Source organism: Bacillus cereus group sp. BfR-BA-01380, from assembly GCF_022663535.1.
GTDB classification, from domain to species: Bacteria; Bacillota; Bacilli; order Bacillales; family Bacillaceae_G; genus Bacillus_A; species Bacillus_A cereus_BB.
On record NZ_JAKUFS010000011.1, the window covers coordinates 1 to 15,361 of the forward strand.

The window sequence follows — 15,361 nt, forward strand, 5'->3', positions numbered from 1 at the left end:
ACTTTCTCCTTCTTGCCTTTCTTATCGGTCTCGTTCTTGCCGTACTTATCGTTCTCTTTATTGCCGTTCTCATCGTTCTCGTTCTTGCCGTTCTGATCGTTCTCGTTCTTGCCGTTCTAAACGTTCTCGTTCTTGCCGTTCTCGTCGCTCTCGTTCTTGCCGCTCTCGTCGTTCTCGTTCTTGCCGCTCTGGCCGTTCTCGTTCTCGCCGCTCTGGTCGCTCTCGTTCTCGCCGCTCCCGTCGTTCTGGTCCTCCAGGTCCTCTCGGTCGTTCTCGCCGCTCTGGCCGTTCTCGTTCTTGCCGTTCCGGTCGCTCTCGTTCTTGCCGTTCCGGTCGCTCTCGTTCTTGCCGTTCCGGTCGCTCTCGTTCTTGTCGCTCTCGTCGCTCTCGTTCTTGCCGTTCTGATCGCTAATATAATATATAATTTCATCCAACTCTATAACATAGAAAAAATATCCTTCGCTTTTTCAAAAATGCAAATAGACCGCTTTAAGCGGTCTATTTATCTATTAAAACAAATTACTTCTCCCAAAAAGAATGGAAATTTCTCCTTATAAACCTTTACACCTCTTCAAAATGCGCAATATCAGCAAATAAGTGAATTGTACTTTCTCCCTCTTCAACTTCAATCATACTTAAACTTGCACTGTGCATAAAAGGACCATCCCATGTATTTTCAATAGAACGCCGTTCAAAGTGTCCCATCATAAGTAACGCTGTAACAGCATGAGAAACTATTAAAACACTTTCTCCTTCATGTTTTTGAAGAATGTATTTGAGCCCCTTTAATACACGCTCTCTCGCGGCATAAAAACTTTCACCTGAGTTTGATTCATATTGATGTGGTGCATTCCAAAATAAATCTAACTCTTTCGGATATTTCTCTTGTAATTCAACTTGTGTTTGCCCTTCCCAAACTCCCATATCAATTTCATATAAATGTTCATCTGCTAGAATTGGAATATCTCTGTCTCCTTTAATTAACTGAGCTGTATGCATTGTTCTTCCACTCGGGCTACTATAAATAACATCAAGTGGCATATCTTTCATACGTTTCCCTAATTGTTTTGCCTGCAGTATTCCAGTTTCCGTTAAATTTGAATTTTTTCTACCTTGCATTCTTTTTTCTACATTCCATTCTGTTTCCCCGTGACGCGTAATATATAACATTGTTTTCATCATCATTTTCTCCTTTACCAACTCGGTCTAGCATTCCATGGTTCTAATGTTCCGACAATCCATTCCCGTTGTTTATGTTGAATTCCATCTATAACACCACTCGCAATCTCATCATGTGTTAACCATCTGGAACATTTTTCTTCTACCATAAAACCTAATATAATTCGATAATATCTACATAAAGAAGAGCATCTTACTTTTCCCACTGATTTGTAAGCACTGCTTCCAAGTATATGAAACAATTCCCATTCTTTCGAAAATATTTCAATCTCCTCACTAATGATTTGCAATGCATCTACAGCCGTTGAATGAATCCAGGCAACCACAAGCGTAACTGGTCCATTTTTATGAATCGAACTTTTAATATGAGCACGCAACTCATCACTATTATGATAATCAACAGCTAAACACGTAACACTTTTAGGAGCATGGCATGAATCTTTTATTTCTTTTAAGCGTTTTACATCTCGGCCGATTACTGAAGTATGAAGCCCTTGCTCAGCAAACCACTTTGACACTTTCTGTAACATGCCAGTTCCACCAACAACAAGTACATGCATAACCCTTCCCCTTTTCCATACTTAGTAAAACATCATATGCGGTTTTGCTTCTTTGTAATATTGTAATCTCTCTTGCAGCGTCCCTGTATGAAATTCAAATTTATGATCATCAGGGTCAGTAAAATAAATAGACTGACAATCTCGTACATCACGCTCTCGTCCTTGTAAAATATGTACTTTATTCACTTCAAGACGATGTAATAAAGCTGTAAAATCTTCTTTTTCTACCGAAAACGCAATATGTGTATACGATTGATAAATTTCATTTCTTGGAATATCATTTTCTTCATTTAACGCAAACCACATGCCACATACATCAAAATAGGCAAGTTTTCTACCTTTTACAAGCAATTTCCCTTCCAGCACCTGTTCATAGAATTGTATAGATTCCTCTAAGTTTGAAACAGAAAAGCAAATATGATTCATTCCTCTTATCATTGTCATTATCTCCTCACAGTAAAAAAGATGCGCAATATTCGCGCATCTTTATCGTACTATTTTTTTGTAATATATGTCCATTTATAACTAAAATCTCCTCCAAATGTATGCTTAGCAGTTCCTTTCACCTTGGATTTCTCAAGAAAAGCAACGCCCTGCTGATAAACCGGAGAAATGGCTGCATCATCAAATAAAATTTTCTCTGCTTCAGAAAGAGCCTTCCATCGTGCCTTCTCATCGGTTAACAACTCACCTTTTGCTTTCGCAACTAGTTCATCATATTTCTTATTAGAATATGCCATTTCGTTAAATGCACTATCTGTAATAAACATATCAATAAATGTCATTGGATCTGGATAATCTGGGCCCCATGATGATAAAGAGAACTCATATTCTAATTTCTTTTCTAAATCTAACTTTTGTTTAAACGGCTGCTGCTTAATATTCACTTTCAAACCAGGTAAGTTTTTCTCCAGCTCGGATTTAATGTATTCTCCAACTTTTTTCAAGCTATCTTTATCAAAGTTCAACATTTCAACCGTTATTGTATCTTGGCCTAACTCTTTTTTCGCTTCTTCCCATAGTTTTTTCGCTTTTGCTGCATTGTCTTTCCCATCATGAAAGTTTTTATTTGTTTCGCGGAAGTCTTTTCCATCTGGTCCTTTTGTAAATTTTTGTGCTACTAAGTAATATGCAGGTAATGATCCATCGTTTAAAATCACATTTGCAATTCCCTTTTTATCATATGATAAATCAATAGCTTGACGCACTTTTTTATTCGAAAAAATCTGATTTTTCTGATTGAAACGAATAAAATACATACGTGAATCTAATTCCGATTTAAATTCATCACTTTTCTTATATTTATCAACAAACTCCGAACTTAAAATGACTCGATCTACTTGGTTACTATCATATAAATTTACACCTGTTGATGTTTCCTTTACAACACTTACATTAATTTCCTCTAATTTCACATTATCTTTATCCCAATAGTTCGGATTTTTCTTTAACTGATAACTTCGTTCATGCTTCCATTCACTCATCACAAATGGTCCGTTATATAATAACTTATCTGATTCTAATGCATATTTGTCCCCTTGTTCTTTTACATATTTTTCATTCAATGGGAAAAATGTTGGAAATGTTGTAAGCTCTAGAAAATATGGTGTAGGTTTCTCTAACTCAACCACTAATGTTTTATCATCTTTTGCTGTAACACCAAGCTGTTCAAGCGGTAATTCTCCTTTATTAATTTTCTCAGCATTTTTAACATCGAACAAAATAAAAGCATATTCTGATGCTGTTGCTTTATCAACAGCACGACGCCAAGCAAACTCAAAGTCTTGCGCTTTTACGGGTTCTCCATTAGACCACTTTGTATCTCGCAAGTGAAATGTGTATGTTTTCTTATCCTCGCTAATTTTCACGTCTTTAGCCATGCCAGGTGTTCGTTTATTCTCTTTATCTAAGCGGTATAATCCTTCCATTGCGTTTACAAAGGCCCGGAATGATACACCATCAGTTGACTTTGATGTATCCATAGAGGGAATTTCTGCTGTTTCGAGTAAATTTAATACTTGTTTATCAGCAAGTGCTTCATTCCCTCCTTTTTCCTTTTCAGTTGTTGATGCTTTTTCCCCATTTCCACATCCTGCAACTAACACACTTGTAGAAAGTGCAAGTGCTGTAATAAGTGACACTTTCTTCTTCATAGACCATTTCCCCTCTTTCTCTATATGACAACTAAAAATAAGTCCAAGTACTCTTGAATAGTATTATACATAATCTTCTGATAATTTAAAATACTATCTTTTAAAAAATAAAAAAGTGACACACGTCACTTTTTTCGCTATCCATCATCTACATGAATCTATTTTAATTTTCCGACATATCATTCACTGCTATGAAGAATGCAATATAACCTGCACTCGCTTTCTCTCTTTATTTTAAAACTTGTAGCAGGAAAAGACACTGACCGCTTCTATACACGGTCAGATGCTCTTGTCCCCCCTATATAATTCAACTAAATTGTTTCATTTAAAATATTCTATTATCTCAAAAAACCTTCATGCTTTAATAACCATTCTTTTCGCCAAAGTCCACCTTCATACCCTACTAACTTCCCGCTCTTTCCAATAATCCGGTGACAAGGCACAATAATCGAAATTGGATTTCTACTATTCGCTCCGCCAATTGCACGTACAGCCTTTGGATTGCCGATTTTCTCTGCAATATCAAGATAAGAAGCACTTTTTCCATATGAAACACTGCCAAGTGCATCCCATACTTGTTTTTGAAAGGAAGTTCCCTTGGCTTGTAGCGGGACAGTAAATTCCGTTCGCTTCTTATGAAAATATTCATCTAGCTCCATTACGCATTGCTCAACAATTGGATGAGGAGCATCTTCTTGTTTTTGTTCTACAAATAATACAGAGGAAATGCCGTCCTCATCCCCTTTTACTTCAATCCATCCAAGTTCACTTTTGTAATATGCTTGATACATGAAAAATACGCCACCTCTCCTTACATTCATCATAAAACCTTTCATTCTAAAACATCGAAATTATAGTTATTCACTAAACATAGACCCATCATAACATTTCTTTAATCATTTTGTTATGGAAATAGGAAGCAAGGTGCTACAATAAAGTGGCACTCCCGTTAGTTAAGAAATTATAATTGGATATATGCTCATTTAAGAAAATAAAGGAGGATTCTTATCGTGAACAATCAATTATTTTCACCGTATACAATAAAAGATGTTACACTAAAAAATCGAATTGTGATGTCCCCTATGTGTATGTATTCTTCTGAAAACGAAGACGGAAAAATAACGAATTTCCATCTCGTCCACTACGCATCACGTGCAGCTGGTCAAGTAGGGCTTGTCATGCTAGAGGCTACAGCCGTAACACCAGAAGGACGCATTTCCCACAAAGATTTAGGCATTTGGGATAATGAGCATATAGATGGCCTGTATCAAGTTGTCAATATGATCCATGAACACGGAGCAAAAGCTGCTATTCAAATTGCACATGCCGGTAGAAAAGCTGTTCTTGATACAGACCCTATTGCACCATCAGCAATTCCTTTTGATTCTTCTATGAAAATCCCTGTACAAATGAGCAAAGAACAAATACAAGAAACCATCATAGCCTTTCAACATGGAGCAACACGTGCCAAAAAGGCTGGATTTGATATCATTGAATTACACGGAGCACATGGTTATTTAATTAATGAATTTTTATCTCCGCTTACAAACCATCGTACAGATGAATATGGCGGATCTTGTGAAAATCGCTATCGTTTTTTACGCGAAATCATTGATGCGGTAAAAGAAGTATGGAACGGGCCATTATTTGTTCGTATTTCCGCTCATGATTATCATCCAGAAGGTTTAACTGTAGAAGACTATGTAACGTTTGCACATTGGATGAAAGAACAAGGTGTTAACCTTATTGATTGTAGTTCAGGAGCTGTTGTACCAGCACATATCAATGTGTATCCTGGTTATCAAGTACCCTATGCAAAACATATAAAAGAACACGCTTCTATTGCTACAGGTACTGTTGGCCTTATTACAAGCGGCATACAGGCAGAAGAAATTTTACAACAGGGGTCTGCTGACTTAATTTTTATCGGCCGTGAACTATTACGAAACCCATATTTTCCAAGAGCAGCAGCGAATGAACTTGGTTTTGAATTAGCTGAGCCGTTTCAATATAGCCGTGCTCCAGGAAAACTAAAAAATACTGCTAAATAAAAAAACTTCCCAAAGTACTATCTTTGGGAAGTTCCTATATTTTATACAAGTAATATTTTCTTAAAGAGGAAAATATCTAGTGAAAACCACTTTTATTTCATCTTAGCAATTTCCAAAGATTCATGTATATGAACCCCAGATTCTTCACGCAGCGCTGTTACATACATTCCTTTTGCTACTTGTCCTGCTGAGATCGGTTTATATTTTGAAAAAGACCCTTTAAATAAAAACGGCATAATTCCCGAAATTTTTTCTCCCATTCTTTCTCCAAAACGAAACTCTTCTCGTTCTCCAAGTAAAAGAGATGGTCTAAAAATATGAATGCCTCCTATGACTAGCTTTTTAATATCTTCCTCCATCTTTCCTTTTACTTGCGAGTAAAAAAATAGCGACTTCGGATTTGCCCCCATCGAAGAAATAACAAGAAAGTTTTGTACTCCTTGTTCTTCTGCTACACGAGCTGCTCGTATTGTATAATCATAATCAACCTTTTTAAAATTTTCTTTCGTCCTTGCTTTTTTAATTGTCGTACCAAGACAATTAAACACATCATCTACAGCAAAAAACTCTTTATATTGTTCCAAAATTGAAAAATCCACCTGCTTTTGTTGAAGCTTTTCGTGTTCCCAGTCTAGTGATCTTCTCACAAAAATTGTAACTGAATCATAATAGTCCGAATCAAGCAATAACTGTGTCAATTCCTGCCCAACTAGGCCACTAGCTCCAAGTACTAAGGCTGTTCTTGTTTTCATCCGTTTCCATACCTCTTTATCTTCTAATATCTTTCTCTATCATATGCAAATCATAATACAATATGCAAGCGCTTTGTTTACTCTTTCTCTTCTTTTGGCACCTCAGTAATTGTACTTGTATCCCCTAAATTCCGAATAAGCGCTTTTAAAAAAAACAGAACACATGATAATGGAAAAATAACAGCCAATATTAATAAAATTGCTTCGCTCACATATCCCATTTACTCATCCCCTTCTCTGCATCCTCTATCACACTATATGAAGGGAACGAAAGGATATATGCAAAAACAAAAAAAATAAACCATAGTATTGTGACAAATTTAGAACAAATCACAAATCGTAATCATTATTATTTATTGCAACATCGTCAAAGATGTATTATACTAAATCGGTAGCATAAACCGTAATTATTACGCTTTATAAAAAAGGAAGTTATTCTTTCTTTTATTTGGAGAAAATAGATTCTAGAAAGTAAAGAAACGAGGCAAACAACATGAAGAAAAGATCACTTATATTTTCATTCGTACTAATATTTACCCTTATATTTGCTGGATGTTCAAATAAAAATAACACAGCAAATAAAAAAGATGGTAAACTTTCCGTCTATACAACTATTTTTCCTTTAGCTGACTTTGCTAAAAAAATCGGTGGTGATTATGTAGAAGTAACAGCTATGTATCCACCAGGTGCAGATTCTCATACGTATGAGCCAAGTCAAAAACAAACTGTACAAGTAGCCAAAGCAGACTTATTTGTGTATAACGGAGCTGGATTAGAACCATTTGCAGAAAAAATGGAAAAAACATTAAAAAATGAAAATGTTAAAATTGTGAATGCATCAGAAGGTATCGAACTGCGAGCTTCAACTGAAGACGAACATGAAGAAGGTCATAAAGAGGAGCATCACGATAAAGATCCTCACGTTTGGCTAGATCCAACACTTGCAATGAAGCAAGCTGAAGCAATTAAAAATGCACTTGTAAAACTACAACCAGAACATAAAGAAGAATTTGAGAAAAACTTTGTTGCACTGCAAACAAAATTTACAAGTTTAGATAATCAATTTAAAGAAGTTGCTGATCATGCAAAAACGAAAGAAATTTTAGTTTCTCATGCAGCATACGGATATTGGGAGCAGCGTTACGGTTTAAAACAAATTCCAGTTGCAGGTATTTCTGCTTCTGATGAACCATCCCAAAAAACATTAGCTTCTATCACGGCAACAGCAAAAGAGCACGGATTAAAATATATTTTATTTGAGACATTCTCTACACCAAAAGTAGCGGAAGTTATTCAAAAAGAAACAGGAACGAAAATCTTACGCTTAAATCATCTTGCAACTATTTCCGATAATGATGCGAAAAAAAATAAAGATTACTTTACACTAATGGAAGAAAACATTAACACTTTAAAAGAAGCAACAAATTAACATAACTTTTCATTTCTGACCGCTGAATAATATTTCTGCGGTCTTTTCTTATACTATCTCTTCCTTATTGGCTTGACTTACAAAAAACGAAAAGTAACATTATCTATATTAGTAATATATATCTTTGCAAAAAGATTTATTTAAGTCTTTATCCCCATAACAAATTAGCAATGAAACTATATGAATCGTTTTGCTTTCGTCTAACTGGTGATATTGACGATGAAGGTCCTGTTGTTGGAGTTGTGATGGAATTGCTGATAGATAAAGTGAAACTTCCATAAAACAACATAAATAAACCTGCAAATGCAGGCTTATTTTATACATTCTTGAAAATGTTTTTGAAACCATTCTTTATTTAAATCTTTACCAATGAAAACAATCTCACTGACCCGCTTTTCCCCTTCTTGCCACTCTCTGTCATATGTAGCCGCAAATAGCGTATGTACGCCTTGAAACACAACGCGGCGATTTACTCCTTCAATAGATAATATTCCTTTATAACGATACAAATACTCTCCTAATTCTTGTACAACAGCTGACATCCATTCATTTATTTTTTGTAGATCAAGAGGACGCTCTTCTCTTAACACAAAGGCCTTTACACCTTCTAAATGATGCTGCTCTTTATGGGGATAAATCTCTAACTTGTCACGCGTTTTAAATGTTTGAATATCTAGTAATGAAGGGATATCTACTTCACAATTTGTTGTTGGGATTAATTTGGCAGTTGGATTGATCCCTTGTAATTCAATAAGTAAATTCTCCGTTTCTTCCTGCTCTACTAAATCTAATTTATTTACTAATACCATGTCTGCAAAAGCAATCTGTTCTTTTGCTTCTAAACCTTTTTCAAAGTGTTTATATATATGATAGCTATCTACTACGGTTACTACACCGTTAATTTGGTATGCAGACTGAATAATAGGATCTAAAAAGAATGTTTGAATAATTGGACCAGGATTTGCAAGCCCAGTTGTTTCAATTACTAAACCTTCAAAATCCATTTTCCCTTCCGCTTTTACTTCTAATAAATGCTTTAATGCGACAAGCAAATCTTCACGTACTGTACAACATAAACAGCCGTTTGTCATTTCCATAATCTCTTCTTCTACATTCATAATCAATTGATTATCGATACCTATTTGCCCAATTTCATTTACAATAACCGCAAGCTTCTTACCATGTCCTTCAGATAAAATACGATTTAATAAAGTTGTTTTGCCTGATCCGAGAAACCCGGTCAAAATTGTTACTGGAATCACAATACTACATCTCCTTGTTATATATCTAATTACATAATTATATCATAAGTTGTCTTTTTATTTTTTTGAATATAGAACATATTAGTTGTAGGCACGTCTACACAAATATATAATAATACTAAATAAGAAAACCTTTTCATACCGAATCGGTTCATACACATCAACAAGGAGGACCTACATAAATGGAACGAATTCAAATGGCCCAAAACCTAGAGTTTTCTCGAATTATTCAAGGGCTTTGGCGTTTAGCAGAATGGAATATGACAGATCAGGAATTACTCTCTTTCATTGAATCATGTATGAAGATGGGTATTACAACGTTTGACCATGCTGATATTTACGGCGATTATACATGTGAAGCTTTATTTGGAAAAGCGCTTCAATTAAAACCAAGTCTACGTGACAATATGCAAATTGTTACAAAATGCGGAATCGCTCCCACATCACCTAAATTTCCAGAACGCTACGTTGGTCACTATAATACAAGTACTTACCATATTATAAAAAGCGCTGAACGGTCACTACAAAACCTAAATACTGACTATATCGATGTATTGCTCATCCATCGTCCTGATCCATTTATGAATCCAGTAGAAGTTGCAGAAGCTTTTTCTCGTTTAAAACAAGAGGGAAAAGTACGACACTTTGGTGTATCAAACTTTCTGCCTTCCCAATTCAATATGTTAAGTTCGTATTTAGATTTTCCGCTCATTACAAATCAAATCGAAGTATCTGTTATGCAGCTTGAGCATTTCGAAAAAGGTACGATTGAACAGTGCCAAGAAAAGCGAATTTCTCCTATGATTTGGTCTCCTCTTGTTCGCGGTGAGATTTTTAAAGGAGAAAGTGAGCGTACGCTTCGATTACGTCACACACTAGAGAAAATTGCTACTGATTTTAATATTGCTGGAATCGATTCAATTATGTATGCGTGGCTACTTGCTCATCCAGCTAATATGCTTCCGATTGTTGGCTCTGGTAAACTAGAACGTGTCAAAACAGCTGTGGAAGCAACAAAACTAAAATTAGACCGTCAGCAATGGTTTACCATCTTTGAAAGCTCAAATGGTCATCCTGTTCCGTAAGTACACAAAAAGGATATGAGGTTCATTCTCATGTCCTTTTTACATCTGTAATTGATTTATTTCTGCTGCACTCCGAATTCCTGATTCAATTGCTCCTTGTATCCAACCATGATACAACGTAGTATGTTCCCCTGCAAAATATATCCTTCCTTCTGGTTTCACAATGTGAGGTTGCAATTCTGGTTCTTGGGTTGCCTGAAAGATTGCAAACCCTCCTAATGCGTACGGATCTAACGTCCAGCTCTTCGATATACCAGAAATAAACTCATCATACACTTGATTTCCAAGTATTGCCCCTAAATCTACAAAAGACCTTTCTAAAAATCCTTCTAAAATTCATAGTTCCATGTATTGTATTCATGAAAAGGATGGACCATTCTTCATTTTCTGAATATTCACAAAAAGTTCAAAGAGATATGCACTCTTCCCTTTTATTTAATCGTATAATAAAAATGTAGATAGGAAATGTAAGGAAGGGGATGGAAACATGAAACGCTCTTACAACTATCATGAGATTAAGAAACAATTAGAAAGTCAAAAATCTCAGTTATGTAAACGATTAACAGATGTAAAATTAACAGAAAATGAGCGCAATGAAATCAAGAGAACGATTGATAATTACGAATACATTCTTACTTTAGTTGAAATGAATCATTTTGAAAGAGGAATTTCTCACTAAAAACGGGTGTATAAATTATCAAGACCTAAAGGTGAAAAATAAAGTGAAAATGCCAGCAGTTGTCCCCCGCTTATCTTCTTCGTTTCTCTCTGCATCTAGCGGGGACTTTACTGCACACGAATAGCGAGTTAAAACGGGTATGCAGACAAAAAATGACCGCTACTTGCTTTCTCTCTTTGTTTTAAACTTTGCACGTGGCAGGAAAAGGACCTGACCGCTTCTATGCATGTCCAGATGCTCTCATCTCCCCCTTAAAAAAAAGGGGTTTTTATGTCTTTTTTAATTTGTATTTATATAGTTATTACTATTATCCTTTTTTATCTCCTGAATGAATTTAAGCGTGTCATTATACAAACTTAATTGATGTCTATAGAGCTCTAATTCTGGTGAGATATTGACTTGTACAGAAATCGAAGATAGGTCCAGTAAGTCTAGGGAATATTTAAAGTTTTGTTGATTCTCTGAACTCCCATTGAGTTGCTTTTCTATATATCTCCCCAGCATTTGTAATTGAACAGTCCATTGTTGTTGATCAGCTTTTGAAATAAAATCGGTTTGGGACCAGTCACTGAATGTGTTTAGTATATTGGAAATATAGATATACCCTGTCTTTAACTGTAAGAGAAGTTGTTCGTTTTGTCTTAAAATTTGTTTTTTATTTTTAGTAAATGGATTTAATTTCAAACTTTTTTCTGCCAGCTTAAAATCTTTTTGTACCTCATGCAATTCCTGAAGTAAAGTTGTTATATTCTTTCTTAAATGTTGTTCTGTAATCGGGTCACAGTTCGTATTCACCCAAAGGGCTGTCTTTTCAAACAACTGTACAAGATGAAAACCAAATTGATTTAACGTAGAACGAGCTTCTTTCACATAATTAGGTGGAAAAATCACCATATGAACGATAATGGCGATAAGCGCTCCTATGATCGTATCTCTAATTCGATCTGATACATAATAATTCGTTTTGTGTACAAAGACAAAGACGAGTAAAATGGTTAATGCCACTTGATGTATGATAGTTTTATGTACCCTTAATATAACTGGAAGCAGCATTCCTCCTAACAGTAATAAACCTATTGTCCATCCGTTCACTTCTAAATGACTGATAATAAAAACGGTAATACTAATTCCAAAAATAGTGCCGATAATTCTGTAAAAGGCATACGCGGCAGAGTGCTGGACAGTTTCTTGCATAGAAAGAATAACAGTTAATGGTGCCAAATAAGGGTGTTCTGATCCTAACATTTTTGCTAATTCCCATGATAGACCAGAAGCTAAAGCTATTTTTATAATGAGTATTAATCCTTTTCCTAGTCCTTTTTTTTGTTTACTCGTTTTTCCCATAAAAACTCCCTTGCTCAAAGAATAATCTTTCATACATTTTTGAAATGTTACAGTTCTTTCGTTCCTATACTTACAAAAGCGGATATATCATGGATATAATGATTACCCCTGCCCCCTTCTATACTGCCCTCATTATCCATATAGCTATATCTTTTCCAGCAGTCGAACTTCCAATAACACTAATTATGTAAAAGTAAAACCCTGCAAATTTTTTTAAGGCTCTCTATATTGGAATCTTAAATGCCAATGTATTTAAAATTCTTATTTTCCATTCTAAAATAGACAATTTATGCATATGGTTATATAAATATTCTCTTTTTGGACTATTAGTTTGAAAAAAGATGAACGGTAAAATAGTAGCTGACGAATATAGAAACATCTACATTTCTTTAAAAATTCCCATTTTGTATGATAGAGGGGCGGACTTAATTTATGAACAACTTTCATTTTCTTTGCGAACAATTCGCTACCATTCTTAAAGGGAAAAGTAAAATCAGTCAAAATTCTTGTTCAGTATCTTTCCATCGCAATTTTAAGGTACTTGTTCAAGGAAAACCGAGTATGTCTGTAATACCTGTAGGAGTGGGCTTTGAATCTTTAGATCAAAATGGTAATGCGTTGAATTTAGGTGAAATTGCCGTTTTGCAAGAAGAAATCCCCTCATTTTTGCGATCACTTACACAACAGGGAATGATTGTTAGTGCCTTGCATAATCATTGGTTATATATGAACCCATTAATCATGTATGTTCACGTCCAATCAGTAGAGCCGCCATTACATTTTGCAAAAAAGTTGGCAAATTCTTTTTCAGTTCTAAGTAGCTATCCTATTGCTGATGATGGGAGTTAATGCGAAGTTTAGATTCGTTCCGGAAAAATATATACTTTTAGTAAGTGTATATAGAATACTCCTCAAATAATGCAAGGAAGGTAGTATATATAACAAATGCCCTCTCACAAAAAGAGGGCATTTGTTATATATACTTATTTTCATATTGCTGGGCTTACTCATTCATCACCTTTTCCACCTGAATTTTCCGCCCTTGTAACAACTGAAACATCACATAATATAAAATTGCACTCAAAAACGCAAGTAATGCAATAATGTAGAATGTGTATTGATAACCTATCCATACCGTTAAGGGAATCGCAATTGGCGCAATTGTTCGGCCGACAGACCAACGAAGTGTTGCTGCCGCAAAATATTGTCCTCGCATATGTTCAGGTGCTAATTTAGAAACGAAACTGTTTTGAATTCCAACAACCAATAGCTCTCCGAATGTGAAAATAAGCATCGCAATAATGAGACCCCAGACTGATATAGTGTGAGGAAACATAATCATTGCTATCCCATAAGCAAAAGAAGACAAAAGAAAAATAGTCCGCTCAGAAAAGTAATTTGCTAGCCTTGTTACATATACAGTAAATAAAGCAACCAAAAATCCATTTTCCGCAATAATCCAACTAAACAATTTCTCTCCATTTATCTTCAGATTAAAAAACTCTTGCGTAGGAACATTTTCCTTTATGTATACGGCTAACAATAAATCAAGCTGTGTAAAAGTTTGAGCAACAAGAATACCTGCAACAATGAACAACAGAAAGACACCATCCTGAAGAATAATTCGATAATTCTTTATCTGTTCATTCACAACAGTCAGCCATCCGCTTTGATTTTCTACCTTTGCCCTATTCTCTGGTAACGTCTCTTTTATAAACTTAAGTAGTACAAATGCTAATATAATATTAATGATAACGCTTGCCAGTAATAATTCAAAACGATAAGAAAAAAAGAAATACGCCCCTAAAATTGGTCCCAACACAACATTAATATTTATCATTGTATAAAAAACCGCAAATACGTTACTTTGCTGCTCTTCGGATACTAAATCGGCAACCATTGCTGCACTCGCCGGATAATATAAAGAACCCATAATACCAATAAGTGAAAAAGCTACAAATGTTAAGAGAGGCGATTGCAACCATGGTGAATTAGCAAACGCAAATAGTACAAAGGCAACACTTTGTACAAATGTAGCAATCACCATCATACGCTTACGGCCATACGTATCCGCTAAATAGCCGCCTACTAAATTGGCAAAAACAGATAATACTTGCGACAATACAAGTAATATTCCAGCCATCGTTTTCCCTAGTTCTTCCGCGAAATATATCGCCATAAACGGAAGAAGCATCCAAAAGAAAAGTCCGAAAAGCCATTCCCCTACTAGACGAATCTTTAAATTTAAATCCCAATCTTTTAGAATCATGAAGTTTCCTCTTCCCTACACCTTCTGCATGATGCTTACAATAAAGAAACAACAATTCTTCATTGCTGTTTCTTTATTGTACAACGCTTGTATTTACTTTATCAGGCTTACTTGTTACTAAATAATGTTTCTCTGAAACATACAAATTTCGTTCTAGTCCCCTTTTTAAATATGGACCTAACTTTATCGAACAAATAAGGCGATTCTCATTTCCTTCAACGATTGGGAAAACTTCTTTTTCCGTTACATACTGATCAACAGCACGTTGTACATCATCAATTTCTTTAACAAGAGCAAGATTTTCTTGTGTATTCTCAAAGACTTCAAGTGTCTCCTTTGTAATAATGAATGTATTCGTAGGAAAAGCAGGTAAATAAGGTTTTAATAAGTCATAATTAACCGTGTAGTCATCATTTACTAATACTGTATATACGACGTTAGCATTCGTTTCAAGAAATTTTGCCATAGCAAGTTCTAATTCATCTTTCGTAATCTTTCTTTCTTCCTTTCCTTTTTTAAAAAAGAGAAACATCTTCTCCGCCCCCTTCTCCTCCATTATACCATAAATTACAAGACAATTATAAATAATGGAAAAACA

General features: G+C 35.1%; 17 protein-coding genes and 2 pseudogenes. 7 read left to right on the forward strand and 12 right to left on the reverse strand.

Annotated elements, in window-relative coordinates; all coding sequences use genetic code 11:
- Positions 1-557: hypothetical protein (locus MR076_RS12020; protein WP_242220818.1), on the forward strand; the 557-nt coding region annotated here is incomplete at its 5' end.
- A gap of 4 nt (positions 558-561) precedes the next feature.
- Here MR076_RS12020 and MR076_RS12025 read toward each other — a convergent pair.
- From MR076_RS12025 to MR076_RS12045, 5 genes are all read right to left on the reverse strand, one after another.
- Positions 562-1,179, reverse strand: coding sequence for a phosphoserine phosphatase 1 (locus MR076_RS12025; RefSeq protein ID WP_242220820.1), 618 nt, complete (start codon positions 1,177-1,179; stop codon positions 562-564).
- Positions 1,180-1,193: 14 nt separating this feature from the next.
- Complete coding sequence (locus tag MR076_RS12030; RefSeq protein WP_242220822.1) at positions 1,194-1,739, reverse strand: short-chain dehydrogenase; 546 nt, start codon at positions 1,737-1,739, stop codon at positions 1,194-1,196.
- 21 nt (positions 1,740-1,760) lie between these two features.
- Complete coding sequence (gene fosB, locus MR076_RS12035; RefSeq protein ID WP_242220825.1) at positions 1,761-2,177, reverse strand: FosB/FosD family fosfomycin resistance bacillithiol transferase; 417 nt, start codon at positions 2,175-2,177, stop codon at positions 1,761-1,763.
- 56 nt (positions 2,178-2,233) lie between these two features.
- Positions 2,234-3,892 (reverse strand): peptide ABC transporter substrate-binding protein, encoded by a 1,659-nt coding sequence (locus tag MR076_RS12040; RefSeq protein WP_242220827.1) that lies wholly within the window; start codon positions 3,890-3,892, stop codon positions 2,234-2,236.
- Between the two features lie 338 nt (positions 3,893-4,230).
- Positions 4,231-4,683, reverse strand: a complete 453-nt coding sequence (locus MR076_RS12045) for a methylated-DNA--[protein]-cysteine S-methyltransferase (protein ID WP_242220829.1) — start codon at positions 4,681-4,683, stop codon at positions 4,231-4,233.
- Between the two features lie 219 nt (positions 4,684-4,902).
- Here MR076_RS12045 and namA point away from each other — a divergent pair, with 219 nt between their 5' ends.
- Complete coding sequence (gene namA / locus MR076_RS12050) at positions 4,903-5,943, forward strand: NADPH dehydrogenase NamA (RefSeq protein WP_242220832.1); 1,041 nt, start codon at positions 4,903-4,905, stop codon at positions 5,941-5,943.
- A 92-nt stretch (positions 5,944-6,035) separates the two neighbouring features.
- On the opposite strand, the gene MR076_RS12055 is transcribed toward namA, so the two are convergent.
- Together MR076_RS12055 and MR076_RS12060 are read right to left on the reverse strand one after the other, a co-directional pair.
- Positions 6,036-6,695 (reverse strand): oxidoreductase, encoded by a 660-nt coding sequence (locus MR076_RS12055; protein ID WP_242220833.1) that lies wholly within the window; start codon positions 6,693-6,695, stop codon positions 6,036-6,038.
- Positions 6,696-6,772: 77 nt separating this feature from the next.
- Positions 6,773-6,916, reverse strand: a complete 144-nt coding sequence (locus tag MR076_RS12060; protein ID WP_242220835.1) for a hypothetical protein — start codon at positions 6,914-6,916, stop codon at positions 6,773-6,775.
- Between the two features lie 272 nt (positions 6,917-7,188).
- Here MR076_RS12060 and MR076_RS12065 point away from each other — a divergent pair, with 272 nt between their 5' ends.
- Both MR076_RS12065 and MR076_RS12070 read left to right on the forward strand, forming a co-directional pair.
- The gene (locus MR076_RS12065) at positions 7,189-8,124 is read left to right on the forward strand and encodes a metal ABC transporter substrate-binding protein (protein ID WP_242220837.1); all 936 of its coding nucleotides are present in this window, start codon (positions 7,189-7,191) and stop codon (positions 8,122-8,124) included.
- 125 nt (positions 8,125-8,249) lie between these two features.
- Positions 8,250-8,405, forward strand: a pseudogene (locus MR076_RS12070) (N-acetyltransferase); the annotation flags it as partial.
- A gap of 30 nt (positions 8,406-8,435) precedes the next feature.
- Here the strand turns inward: MR076_RS12070 and MR076_RS12075 are convergent.
- Positions 8,436-9,386 (reverse strand): CobW family GTP-binding protein, encoded by a 951-nt coding sequence (locus MR076_RS12075; protein ID WP_242220839.1) that lies wholly within the window; start codon positions 9,384-9,386, stop codon positions 8,436-8,438.
- Between the two features lie 182 nt (positions 9,387-9,568).
- Between MR076_RS12075 and MR076_RS12080 the strand changes: the two genes are divergently transcribed.
- Complete coding sequence (locus MR076_RS12080) at positions 9,569-10,471, forward strand: aldo/keto reductase (RefSeq protein WP_242220840.1); 903 nt, start codon at positions 9,569-9,571, stop codon at positions 10,469-10,471.
- A 39-nt stretch (positions 10,472-10,510) separates the two neighbouring features.
- Here the strand turns inward: MR076_RS12080 and MR076_RS12085 are convergent.
- A pseudogene (locus MR076_RS12085) lies at positions 10,511-10,774 on the reverse strand (FAD-dependent oxidoreductase); the annotation flags it as partial.
- 184 nt (positions 10,775-10,958) lie between these two features.
- Here MR076_RS12085 and MR076_RS12090 point away from each other — a divergent pair.
- Entirely contained in the window at positions 10,959-11,150 is a 192-nt protein-coding gene (locus MR076_RS12090) for a DUF3896 family protein (protein WP_242220842.1), read from the forward strand.
- A 279-nt stretch (positions 11,151-11,429) separates the two neighbouring features.
- On the opposite strand, the gene MR076_RS12095 is transcribed toward MR076_RS12090, so the two are convergent.
- Complete coding sequence (locus MR076_RS12095) at positions 11,430-12,494, reverse strand: FUSC family protein (protein WP_242220844.1); 1,065 nt, start codon at positions 12,492-12,494, stop codon at positions 11,430-11,432.
- Positions 12,495-12,926: 432 nt separating this feature from the next.
- On the opposite strand from MR076_RS12095, the gene MR076_RS12100 reads away from it, so the two are divergent.
- Positions 12,927-13,343 carry a DUF1259 domain-containing protein gene (locus tag MR076_RS12100; RefSeq protein WP_242220845.1) on the forward strand — a complete coding sequence of 139 codons (417 nt, stop codon included), beginning with the start codon at positions 12,927-12,929 and terminating at the stop codon, positions 13,341-13,343.
- A 154-nt stretch (positions 13,344-13,497) separates the two neighbouring features.
- Here MR076_RS12100 and MR076_RS12105 read toward each other — a convergent pair whose 3' ends face one another.
- Both MR076_RS12105 and MR076_RS12110 read right to left on the reverse strand, forming a co-directional pair.
- Positions 13,498-14,763, reverse strand: a complete 1,266-nt coding sequence (locus tag MR076_RS12105; RefSeq protein WP_242220846.1) for an MDR family MFS transporter — start codon at positions 14,761-14,763, stop codon at positions 13,498-13,500.
- A gap of 73 nt (positions 14,764-14,836) precedes the next feature.
- Positions 14,837-15,295 carry a DUF3939 domain-containing protein gene (locus tag MR076_RS12110; RefSeq protein WP_242220848.1) on the reverse strand — a complete coding sequence of 153 codons (459 nt, stop codon included), beginning with the start codon at positions 15,293-15,295 and terminating at the stop codon, positions 14,837-14,839.
- Positions 15,296-15,361 lie beyond the last annotated feature (66 nt).